General features: G+C 42.0%; 12 protein-coding genes and 1 pseudogene. 4 read left to right on the top strand and 9 right to left on the bottom strand.

The window, feature by feature from the left end; translation table 11 throughout:
- From OGM63_RS01495 to OGM63_RS01475, 5 genes are all read right to left on the bottom strand, one after another.
- Positions 1 to 748: inorganic phosphate transporter (locus tag OGM63_RS01495; protein WP_263743729.1), on the bottom strand; the 748-nt coding region annotated here is incomplete at its 3' end.
- Positions 749 to 1,020: 272 nt separating this feature from the next.
- Positions 1,021 to 2,067 (bottom strand): zinc-dependent dehydrogenase, encoded by a 1,047-nt coding sequence (locus tag OGM63_RS01490; protein ID WP_263743728.1) that lies wholly within the window; start codon positions 2,065 to 2,067, stop codon positions 1,021 to 1,023.
- Between the two features lie 370 nt (positions 2,068 to 2,437).
- Complete coding sequence (locus OGM63_RS01485; RefSeq protein ID WP_263743727.1) at positions 2,438 to 2,776, bottom strand: hypothetical protein; 339 nt, start codon at positions 2,774 to 2,776, stop codon at positions 2,438 to 2,440.
- A 326-nt stretch (positions 2,777 to 3,102) separates the two neighbouring features.
- Positions 3,103 to 3,840 (bottom strand): DUF3598 family protein, encoded by a 738-nt coding sequence (locus OGM63_RS01480; RefSeq protein WP_263743726.1) that lies wholly within the window; start codon positions 3,838 to 3,840, stop codon positions 3,103 to 3,105.
- Positions 3,841 to 3,869: 29 nt separating this feature from the next.
- Positions 3,870 to 4,235 carry a Lin0512 family protein gene (locus OGM63_RS01475; RefSeq protein WP_263743725.1) on the bottom strand — a complete coding sequence of 122 codons (366 nt, stop codon included), beginning with the start codon at positions 4,233 to 4,235 and terminating at the stop codon, positions 3,870 to 3,872.
- 207 nt (positions 4,236 to 4,442) lie between these two features.
- Between OGM63_RS01475 and OGM63_RS01470 the strand changes: the two genes are divergently transcribed.
- Both OGM63_RS01470 and OGM63_RS01465 read left to right on the top strand, forming a co-directional pair.
- Complete coding sequence (locus OGM63_RS01470; protein WP_263743730.1) at positions 4,443 to 5,465, top strand: S66 peptidase family protein; 1,023 nt, start codon at positions 4,443 to 4,445, stop codon at positions 5,463 to 5,465.
- 139 nt (positions 5,466 to 5,604) lie between these two features.
- On the top strand, positions 5,605 to 6,399 hold the full coding sequence (locus tag OGM63_RS01465) for a metallophosphoesterase family protein (RefSeq protein WP_263743724.1): 795 nt from the start codon (positions 5,605 to 5,607) through the stop codon (positions 6,397 to 6,399).
- Positions 6,400 to 6,972: 573 nt separating this feature from the next.
- On the opposite strand, the gene OGM63_RS01460 is transcribed toward OGM63_RS01465, so the two are convergent.
- The gene (locus OGM63_RS01460; RefSeq protein ID WP_263743723.1) at positions 6,973 to 7,452 is read right to left on the bottom strand and encodes a hypothetical protein; all 480 of its coding nucleotides are present in this window, start codon (positions 7,450 to 7,452) and stop codon (positions 6,973 to 6,975) included.
- 208 nt (positions 7,453 to 7,660) lie between these two features.
- Between OGM63_RS01460 and OGM63_RS01455 the strand changes: the two genes are divergently transcribed.
- On the top strand, positions 7,661 to 8,020 hold the full coding sequence (locus OGM63_RS01455; protein ID WP_263743722.1) for a type II toxin-antitoxin system RelE/ParE family toxin: 360 nt from the start codon (positions 7,661 to 7,663) through the stop codon (positions 8,018 to 8,020).
- A 6-nt stretch (positions 8,021 to 8,026) separates the two neighbouring features.
- Positions 8,027 to 8,353, top strand: a complete 327-nt coding sequence (locus OGM63_RS01450; RefSeq protein ID WP_263743721.1) for an XRE family transcriptional regulator — start codon at positions 8,027 to 8,029, stop codon at positions 8,351 to 8,353.
- Positions 8,354 to 8,749: 396 nt separating this feature from the next.
- Here the strand turns inward: OGM63_RS01450 and OGM63_RS01445 are convergent, their stop codons facing one another.
- From OGM63_RS01445 to OGM63_RS01435, 3 genes and pseudogenes are all read right to left on the bottom strand, one after another.
- Positions 8,750 to 9,103 (bottom strand): C1 family peptidase, encoded by a 354-nt coding sequence (locus OGM63_RS01445; RefSeq protein ID WP_263743720.1) that lies wholly within the window; start codon positions 9,101 to 9,103, stop codon positions 8,750 to 8,752.
- Positions 9,066 to 10,142 (bottom strand): RNA-guided endonuclease InsQ/TnpB family protein, encoded by a 1,077-nt coding sequence (locus OGM63_RS01440; RefSeq protein ID WP_263743719.1) that lies wholly within the window; start codon positions 10,140 to 10,142, stop codon positions 9,066 to 9,068. The genes OGM63_RS01445 and OGM63_RS01440 overlap by 38 nt, the downstream gene beginning before the upstream one ends.
- A gap of 9 nt (positions 10,143 to 10,151) precedes the next feature.
- Positions 10,152 to 10,341 (bottom strand): annotated as a pseudogene (locus OGM63_RS01435) (IS607 family transposase); the annotation flags it as partial.

Raw genomic sequence — 10,341 nt, 5'->3', positions numbered from 1 at the left:
CCCCCACTCCCCCTATCTCCAAGGAGTCTCCCTTGTCTTCCAATTCTCTCCAGCTATAGAAAGTCAGTCCAACTGCTGCTACAGCACCGGTCAAAATTGGGATGTCGTGAGTAGGTATATTTAAATCAAATTGCGAAATTAAAAAATTTGTGACTCCTTGAGTCAGCGAGGGTAGGACTATTATTCCAAATATCCCCAGCAGCAATGCACTCAACCAAGGAATCCATTCTTTTAACTGCGCTATCTGATTAGGTTGATCGAGAATCCAGCGCTTAACTTGACTGTAAAATAAAGCGGCGATCGCACCACTTATCACGGGGGTGACAATCCAACCAAAAGTAATTAACTTAATTGAAGACCAATCAATTGCGTTAGCTCCCAAAGCTACCCAACTAAATCCAGCGATCGCACCAACAACCGCATGAGAAGAGGATACAGGTAAACCCCGTGAGGTGGCAATTTGCAACCACACCCCAGACGCAATTAACACCGTCACCATCCCAGTTAAAAGCATTTGCGGTGCTGCGACAAATAAAGCAGGATTGGCAATTTTCGTTGCCAGTGTTTCTGATACCTCATGCCCAAACAATACAGCACCCGTAAACTCTAATACCCCAGCAATTATCAAAGCCTGTCTTAGGGTAACAGCTTTGGAACCCACAGAAGTCCCCATCGCGTTAGCAACATCATTTGCTCCCAAGTTGAAAGCAACGTATAAGGCTAGTAGGGTGACGAAAATTGTAAACATTTTGGTGGGGGATGGGGGGATGGGGAGAGGGGGGACAAGGGGGACAAGGGAGAGGGGGGGACAAGGGAGACAAGGGAGAGGGGGGGGACAAGGGAGACAAGGGAGAGGGGGGGGACAAGGGAGACAAGGGAGAGGGGAGGACAAGGGAGATGGGGGAGAAATTCCTCCAAGGAGTCCCCCAAGGAGTCCTCCAAGGAGTCCCCCAAGGAGTCCCCTTGTCCCCCTTGTCCTCCTTGTCCTCCTTGTCCCCCTTGTCCCCCTTGTCCTCAAAATTAGGGATAAATCAAAATCTTGTACGTTTCTGGGGTTGGTGCGATCGCCATTTCTACGGCTTGAGATAATTTTTGTAGGGGATAGCGATCGCTAATTAGTGCTTCTACGTCGATGCGTCGATTAAACACTATATCAGTTGCCAGACTTTGCAAGCGATATGATGAACTGTAACTGCCCATCAAGTCAATTTCCCGACGGTAGAGGATGTTCGGGTTCATGGGAATTTCCATTTCATCGGGAAACTCGGCGAAAAAGACGATTTTTCCACCTTTGCGGGTACAATCAAGAGCCTGAAAGAAAGCTTTATCACTGGGGACAGCGAGCAGGGTGACATCAACACCCATCCCATCGGTTAGCGCTTGAATTTTAGCAGGTAAATCGCGATCGCGAGCATCAAATGCGGCTTCTGCACCGACATTTAAAGCTTTTTCAATTCTAGAGGGCAGTAAGTCGGTGGCGATCGCTTTTGCTCCGAAATGCTTCACCAGCATGACAAACATTAGCCCAATCGGTCCTGCACCAGTAACCAAAACCGTTTGACCGGGAATAATTTGCGCTTTTTTTACTGCCTTCAAACAGCAGTTAGTCGGCTCTACAAAACTTGCTTCTTCAAAGCTGATATTATCAGGAATCGGAATCAATCCACCCGATCGCACAATATGACCGGGAACCTTGACATACTCCGCAAAACCACCCCCGCTAGCATTAAACCCGGCAGTGGTGGAAATATTTTTGTAAACATCGCACATTGAGAAATTATCATTGAGGCAGTACGCACAACGCATACAAGGGATGTGGTGCATTACTGCTACTCGTTGTCCAATGACCCAATTTTTCACCTCATTACCGACTGCGGCAATGGTTCCTGCTGTTTCATGTCCAAAGATGCGTGGTGGTTCATATAGCGGATAGCGAATCTTTTTGATATCCGACTGACACAACCCTACTACCCGCACTTGTACCAGAACTTCATCGGCTGAGAGTTCTGGAACTGGGATATCTTCGTAAGAGAGTTGATTAACCCCTCTAAATACCTGTGCTTTCACGTTGATTTTTTATCACTCAACGATACTAGATTTAACACTTGCACGCGTTGTTTGAGCTATAAGTTGTGATATTTTTATTTATTAGGCATCTCCCCAAATTAATTCTGCCTTACCCAAAATGCTTGTAGAGACGCGAAATTTCGCGTCTCTACATTTGTCTATTAGACATCTGGGCTTGTAGAGACGTAGCAGTGCTACGTCTCTACATTGGATGTGCTACGTCTCTACATTGGATGTGCTACGTCTCTACATTGGATGTGCTACGTCTCTACATTGGATGTGCTACGTCTCTACATTGGACGTGCTACGTCTCTACATTGGACGTGCTACGTCTCTACATTCTTTTCCAAGATAAATGTCTATTAGTTAATTAATCTTCATCAAGTGCCGGAAAAGCCTCTTCAAACTGCCACAATCTATCTTTATTTGCCATGAACCAAATACGAGTTTCTGGAGTTAATTGACTCCAAACAATTTCAACTGGTATATGGGGAGATGCATATTGATATTGTTGACCAAGTGATTTCAGATTGTCCACGACATCCATTGGAACACCGAAATCTTGCCAGTCAACTTTTAAATGTCTACCAGAAAGTCCCGCTGTCGGATCGTAAATTAATTGTGCAGCTCTCACTAAGTCAGCAAAATGCTTCGGTTTAAGTTCGGCTATTTTCTGAATCTGGAGTAATTTATCATTGTTTTGAGACATACTCACTTTGCTTCATGAAGAGGGGTAAAGGGGAAAGGGGAAGGGGGAAAGGAGGAAGAAATTTGGCACTCTTATTGCGAAGAAAGCCCAATTTCAACCAATAGGCAAAGTGGGGGCTTTAAACCCGTACAGGGGGAAAGAAAAGAAAAAAGGTTTATGGGTGTTTTAAATAACTTCTTCTCTTCCTTTCCCCTTTTTTCCTTTCCCCTTTCCCCCTCCCCTTTGGTAATGGTGATTAGTCGTTGATCAAACTTCCTGCCAGAGATTCTTACCTCAATAGTTAATATTTTAGCCCAAAGCTTTTGACTTTTTAAATTAGCAAATGCTTAAGCGATAGTGTTAAGTATATCTAAAGTAAGCTGTGTAAAACCAGACTCGTTGTATTGACGAATACCGCGTTGTAATAAATTAGGTTCTATCAGCCAATCAACCGCTGCAAAAAACTCTTTTCCTCCTTCGACTTGTTTAGGACAAGTTATAGATATATCTGTTAATAAATTCAAATTATAGTAATTTGGATTCAAATGCTCTGTTCTGTTCTCGAAAGTAACTACTGGAGACGACACTATCCAATCAGGTGTCATTGTTTTGCTTGTTTTTTGCCAACGGCTTAACTCTTTTACAGGCTGGTTAGTCATTTGCATTGGAAAGGTTGCTAGGTGTTCGCGAATAACTATAATTTTTTGCAAACTGCCGCTTTCATCATACACAACAACCACACTGAGGCGCCTATCTTCATACCTAAAACCTGTCTCAAAACCAAAATTTAAGTTTGATTCTACCTTTATAGATCCCCAAGAAAAGCTGTTATCTAAAAATAAAGATTTAGTAATTGGTTTCTTATAGGGTCCAAAAGTTTTTGTCTCTTGTGTCCCATCTGTGTAAGTATAATGATTTTGGTGATTAATTTCACTTTCATCTTCACTCATGTGAAAACTTCTGATGCATTGAAAAGACTTAATTACTTGTCTATCAGGGTTATATTCAGTCCAAATACCATACCAGTCATTATTAGCGTGATATCTACAGAAGTTATCCCAATTTTTTAGTTGTAATTCTTGCATAAATCAAGAAAGTTCTTTATTTTTTACATCTACTCGGTTTCAATTAAAACTGTCACAGCAGCAATAGCGATCAACATTTCGTCATTTTTATCGTTGAGTGAGGGAATTGCCCGTCCTTGCACAATCATACCCCCAGACTCCAGGGTGAGAGTTTTGCGACCAAAGGGCAGTACAGCTAAGACTTCTGCTTCTCGCACCAGTTCTGGGTAGGGGACTGCGACTTGTACTTCCACAATCATTTCATCTGGATCGTTTAAACCAGCGACTTCCCAAACACCAGGCAAAGCATTGTGAGCGATCGCATTTCTCACGGCTCTTTTGGCTGCTACTGTCGGTTCTTGTCCGTGCTGATCTATCCCCATCCCCATCTCAATAATCAAGCGTTTACGTGCCACAGTTACCTCAAATTATGAAAAATTTACTTGCGTGCATTATAAATAAATAGGCGTAAAAATTAATTATCCGTTGCCCGAACCCCAACAGACGTAGCATTGCTACGTCTCTACATCTTTTTTACCAGATATGCATTGAAATACTTCCGCGTAATGCATGAAGAGTGCATGAACCGAATATTGGTGGCAAATGTTACTATAGCTGCCATCATGAGCACAAATCGCCGACAATTTATCACCACCTTTGGGCTAGCTGCCTTAGCTACCCAGATGCAACCGCTTATAGCCCAAGGTAACATCGCGCCAAACACTATAATTAAACCACCCCGCCTGCAAATTGGCGATACGGTAGGATTAATTAGCCCTGCGGGTATCGTTGAGCTTAAAGATGTCGAAGAAGCAAAGCTTGCCATAAGTTTACAGTTAGGACTAAAAGTCAAGCTAGGAAAGCATATTTTAGATCGTTACGGCTATTTGGCAGGTAAAGATAGCGATCGCGCAATTGATGTCAACGCCATGTTTGCAGACAAATCTGTCAAAGCGATTATTGCTATGCGTGGTGGCTGGGGTTGCAATCGTATTTTACCTCTACTTGACTACATCCGCATCGGCTCCAATCCGAAAATCTTGATGGGATACAGTGATATTACATCGCTGTTGTTAGCAATAAACGCCCGCAGTAAAATTGTCACATTTCACGGTCCTGTTGCTACATCTACCTGGAACGAGTTTGCGCTTTTATACGTCAAGCGCATTCTATTTAACGGTGAAGCTGTGACAATGAAAAATTTGGATACTGAAGAAGGAAAAATGCAGGTCATAGCGTTAGGAAAGGCTAGGGGTAAACTAATTGGTGGTAATTTGTCAGTACTCTCAGCAATGGTTGGGTCGCCTTATTTACCTTCGTGGAACAAAAGTATTTTATTTGTAGAAGAAGTAGGCGAGGATGTTTATCGTGTAGATCGAATGCTAACTCAATTAAAAAACGCGGGAATTCTTAACCAAATAGCTGGCTTTGTTTTTGGACAATGCACTAATTGTAATCTAGGGGATGAACCTTCATTTACTTTAATGCAAGTATTGCAATACCATATACTTCCTTTAGGCGTTCCTGCTTGGTACGGTTCAATGATTGGTCATATTAAGAATAAATTTACCTTGCCAATAGGCATAGAAGTTGAAATTGATGCCAATGCTGGGACAATAAAAATGTTAGAGTCTGCTGTCACATAGAAATATAAAAACCAAAAAGATGTATTGGCGATTAGCTATTAGAAATAACCCTCTTACCTAACCCCCAGTCCCTAATCCCCAGTCCCCCACTATTTGCATTTTTCCTTTCGACTGCTGACAGCTTAATCAATCAAAAAAAATGCGGATCAACTATATTTCCAACCATCCTATTCATCAAATACCATTCATTACCGCTGCGTCCAGTGGTGCTGGGATGGTTGATAAAGTTCTGCCCATTTTACCAGCACAAGTTGACTCACTACCACCTGGTTTAGAAGCAATAATTGCCACAAGCGATTTACAAGGTAGAGATCCAAATAATCAACGTCTTCTTGGTCATCTTGTCGCTGAAGAACTAGAAATTTTAGCTGAACAGGGAAAAATTCCACCGTCAAAAACAACAGGAATTATTTTAGCAGGGGACTTTTACGCCAAAATAGATAAGCGCGGTGGTGTAGGAGATGTACGTGAAGTTTGGCAAGCTTTTAGCAGTCGTTTTCGTTGGGTAGTCGGAGTCGGAGGAAATCACGACAGTTTCGGCAAAACCCCAGAAAATATAATGGAATTTCAAAATGAGCGTGGGATACACTACTTAGATGGTAATACTATTTCTGTAGATGATATTCGCATCGCTGGCATTTCCGGCATTATTGGCAAAAGCAATAAGCCTTTTCGACGCTTAGAAAAAGACTTTATAAAAGCCATCCAAAAGATCGTCAAAGAATTACCAAATATTTTAATTCTCCATGAAGGTCCCAATGATGCAGAAGCGAAATTGATGGGGAACGAATCCATACGTGCCGAACTAGCAACAGCAACTGACTTACTAGTAATATGCGGTCATTCTCACTGGAAAGTCCCCATGACCACCTTCCCTAAAAGAGTACAAATTTTAAACGTAGACACTCGTGCAGTAGTTCTCAGAGTTAATTAATCCTTCGTTGTAAGCGCTCTCTACGCTTAAAAGCACATTATTGCTAACTACAAATCATTCTTTTAAACTTGAGAAATTATACTTATTAGGAATGAGCGCAAAACTAACCTGTTGTAGGGGCAATTCATGAATTGCCCCTAGGCAAATTCAACGTTTTGGCGAGATGAGCGTGTAATACCGTTTCACAAAAACCTTGATACAAATACAGACCTGTAGAGACGCGAAATTTGAGCCAGCGCGTTGCGGTGAGTCCACTCGGCGGTTGCCTGTACCGTCCCGTCGAAGTGGCGAACCCGAAGGGAGGTCACGAGCGTTGTAGCGTCTGGCGTCGCGTCTCTACAAGATTCATATGTATCGCTATTAACGTGAAATGGTGTAAGTCCTGATTAGACTTCTTGCATAAATCAAAAAAAGAACCCCACCCCCACGAGTGACTTGCGTCAAAGTCTCCCCTCCCCGCAAGCGGGGAGGGGCTGGGGAGCCACTGCGTTGCGCGGGTTCCCCGCGTTGTAGCAAGTGGCGTGGTGGGGTGTTAGGGGAATGAGTGCAAGAGGTCTATTGTTTGGAAGTCCCTTAATCCTTGATCGGCACCCTGAGCATGAGCGCACCCACCCAGTCCGATGTGGGACCGACAGGCAAATTGACGTGGCAGAGTGCACACTCCGCCCTGAAGTTGCTGAGGGGGATCGAGCGTCGATAATACCATTCATCCTCCACACGCTGGACGGATGCGTATGCCTGCCCCGCTAGCGCCAGCGCGTTTGCCTGACGCTCAAAGTTGTCGCGGGGGCGATCGCTTTCTTGGAGCGGGTGAACAGTGCCGACCAGCCGCATATCTTTGTTCTCATCGTTAAATATCAGCGAGATGGACTGCTTGCCTTGCTCGACGTTATTCACCGTGGTCTCGTTGAACTCCTGCGTCAACGCAGCGAACAAGGTGTTGAGCATGAGATCGCTCGTCTGTTTGGCGATCGCAATCTGCTGACTCGCGGGTGGATTGTTATAACCACGGGCAATTCCCGTGAGACCGAACCCAATGACGAGCACCAGCACAAAAATCCCGTAGCTCTTTTGGTGTGAGAATTTTAGCGCGTCCGTGCCTGTTTATCTTCATCGGCTGACTGTAGACCCTGTGATTTACGGGTTACACCTGATGTGACCCAGACGTAGAAGACTATTTTCAGTATTGTTTTGATAAGTGTATATTATAAGTAACTGACATACTCTTGAAAACATATGTTTTTTAGAGCATACTAAATTCATGGACTGGGTTGTTGAATTTCATGATGATTTTGAACCGGAATTTAATGTTTTGCCAGAAGAGGTACAAGACGAAGTATTCGCTATGGTAGGATTATTAGAAAAATTCGGCTCACAATTGGGGCGACCACAAGTTGACACTCTTAAGGGTTCGCTGTACGCCAATATGAAGGAATTGCGTTTTAATGCTGCTGATGGCGTTTGGCGTGTAGCATTTGCTTTCGATCCACAACGATGTGCAATATTGCTAGTAGCAGGTGACAAATCTGGTAGCAGTCAACGTAAATTCTACAAAAAACTCATCAAAAAGGCAGATGCCCGGTTTGCAATGCATTTAGCTGAACTGAAAAAAGATGGGTAATTTATCATGGGAAAGACTTTAAAAGAAAAACTAAAAGAATTACCATTGGAGCGCCAAGAAAAAATTCAAAATCGCACTAATGAACTTATAGCTTTAGAAATGACAAGGCAGGAACTTAGACAAAAACGAAAAGTGACTCAAAAACAAATAGCTGAATGTTTGAGAATTGACCAAGGTAACGTTTCTCGTATTGAACAACGTACTGACTTGATGCTCTCAACCTTAAGAAAATATATTGTGGCGATGGGTGGTGATTTACAAATCGTAGCCGTTTTTCCTGATTCCGATCCCATTACTTTAATAGGATTTTCAGAAGAAACATCAGAAACCTGACTTACATTAACAAATTGTTGAGGTAAGATAATCGCAAATTTGTTCACTGTAAATACACATTTAGCAAAAACCCGCTCTGATAGCAGGTATTTTGTATTCATCAATTTTTTGAGGACACACCGTAAATCTAGCAGTGATGTTTGACCGATTTTTCGATTCTTGTCTGATTTGTAACTTTGGTAGGTTGAGACTGAAAGCTTTGCCCTATCAGCATTCCCACCCCTAGAAGCGCGATTAAGGAGCAAACCAAATATACAAAAATCATCATCTGCCATCCCTTACTGAGGCATTAGAATCGATTCTAGGTGTTTTCGCCCGTACTCGCTAAGATAGAAGGCACCTTCGATATCTTCTATAATTCCCTTCTGAGTGAGAGGCTCGATCAGTTAGATCGATTCATTGTTTAACAGTAGTAGCATCGACCCAGGCTGCCCCACAACCAATATTGTTGCTCTTATAGCCAATCCACATGTAGCCTTTTTCGCCCCAGTAAGGACCCCAAGAGTTTTTGATTAACCAAGCTTGCTTATCATCATCCCAGCCAATAATAGTTACAGCAAGGTTGATTGCCATACATTCAAATGGAGGAGTTGGGTTATTAAAAACTCCACTGCGATACGAATCAATGTCTGCTATATAAAACCTAGACAAGTCTAGACATTTACTTCTTACTTCAACGGGAGCATGGGAGCGGTTATCCCTCAGTAAGCTTTCACGCTTTAGCCAAACGTGATAAATTAATCGCTGCATTCAAATCTCTGTCCATCGAATGACTACAACTTCCGCAGTTGTAAATTCTTTCTTTAAGTGGCATATCTTGAATATGTCCACAGTTTGAGCAGGTTTTACTTGATGGGAACCAACGACTTGCAATAATGATTTCGCAACCAAATTTTTTCGCTTTATATTCCAACTGCCTTTTAAATTCATGGAAACCACAATCGGCAATGACTTGCGCTAATTTGTGGTTTGATAACATCCCAGAAATGTTTAAGTCTTCTACTACTATTTTGGCGTGGTTTTTGCATAAGAAAGTAGTGATTTGGTGAAGCGTATTTTTTCTGAGATTGGCTACCTTGGCGTGATGTTTAGCAAGTTGGGTTTTAGCTTTATGTCGGTTGTTAGAACCTTTAACAATTCTTGCAAACTTTCTAGACAACCTTCTGAGCTTTTCTAGATTAGTTTTGTAATGCTTGGGATTTGTAAACACTATTCCAGTGGACAGTGTAGCCAATTCCTTAATTCCTAAATCGACTCCTACTATTTCGTGCTGTTTAACAGTTGGTTCATGTTTTTGTTCATATGCAAAAGCAATAAACCAACTATCAGCAGTCCTTGATATTGTTATTTTGGTGCATGTGGTGTGGGGCAAACCTTCATGAGTTTTAACCCATCCGATTGTAGGCAGTTTTACTGATTTACCACCAACGGGAATTGGTTTACCGCCGGCATCAATAGTAAAAGAATCGTGATGCCCTTTCTTTTTAAAATTAGGATATCCACCTTTTTTGCTAAGAAATCTAGAGAAAGCGTCACCAAGATTATCGAAGGCGTATTGAGTTATTTTCTGACAAATACCTTTTTCTTTAATCCATGTAAACTCAGGTTTAACGTGGTTGTTAAAAAACTTTTTCAGAACATATTTATTAGGCTTTAATCCATCTTCATAAAGATTATTCCAAGTAGCCAAACCCCAGTTATAGGTAAAACGCGCAATACCTGCGTGTTTACTCATTATTGTTTCTTGGTTGCTATTTAGTTTTAATTTTGTTTTGATAGATAAAAGCATTGTTCGACCTCAACACTGTGTTTCTTTGTTCTTTAATAATATCTCATTATGTCTAGGGTTGTCAATGCTTTCTTTTAATTTATTTTTCAAATCAGTGGAGTATGAACGCAAGCCGTACAATCTGCAAGAGAAGCAATGTATGATTGCCATTAAATCTTCTACTAACTCTTGCTGGGGAGATAAAGATTCTTGATTAGCA

It is taken from the genome of Plectonema radiosum NIES-515 (assembly GCF_025753815.1).
In the GTDB taxonomy this organism is placed as follows: domain Bacteria; phylum Cyanobacteriota; class Cyanobacteriia; order Cyanobacteriales; family Nostocaceae; genus Hassallia; species Hassallia radiosum_A.
The sequence above is the reverse complement of the archived record's forward strand: the minus strand, read 5'-3'. Positions and strand labels throughout refer to the sequence as shown.

Coding starts and splice junctions, on each gene's coding strand:
- OGM63_RS01485 (WP_263743727.1), bottom strand. CDS start 2,776: ATGTCTCAAAACAATGATAAATTACTCCAGATTCAGAAAATAGCCGAA.
- OGM63_RS01480 (WP_263743726.1), bottom strand. CDS start 3,840: ATGCAAGAATTACAACTAAAAAATTGGGATAACTTCTGTAGATATCAC.
- OGM63_RS01470 (WP_263743730.1), top strand. CDS start 4,443: ATGAGCACAAATCGCCGACAATTTATCACCACCTTTGGGCTAGCTGCC.
- OGM63_RS01465 (WP_263743724.1), top strand. CDS start 5,605: ATGCGGATCAACTATATTTCCAACCATCCTATTCATCAAATACCATTC.
- OGM63_RS01455 (WP_263743722.1), top strand. CDS start 7,661: ATGGACTGGGTTGTTGAATTTCATGATGATTTTGAACCGGAATTTAAT.
- OGM63_RS01450 (WP_263743721.1), top strand. CDS start 8,027: ATGGGAAAGACTTTAAAAGAAAAACTAAAAGAATTACCATTGGAGCGC.
- OGM63_RS01445 (WP_263743720.1), bottom strand. CDS start 9,103: ATGCAGCGATTAATTTATCACGTTTGGCTAAAGCGTGAAAGCTTACTG.
- OGM63_RS01440 (WP_263743719.1), bottom strand. CDS start 10,142: ATGCTTTTATCTATCAAAACAAAATTAAAACTAAATAGCAACCAAGAA.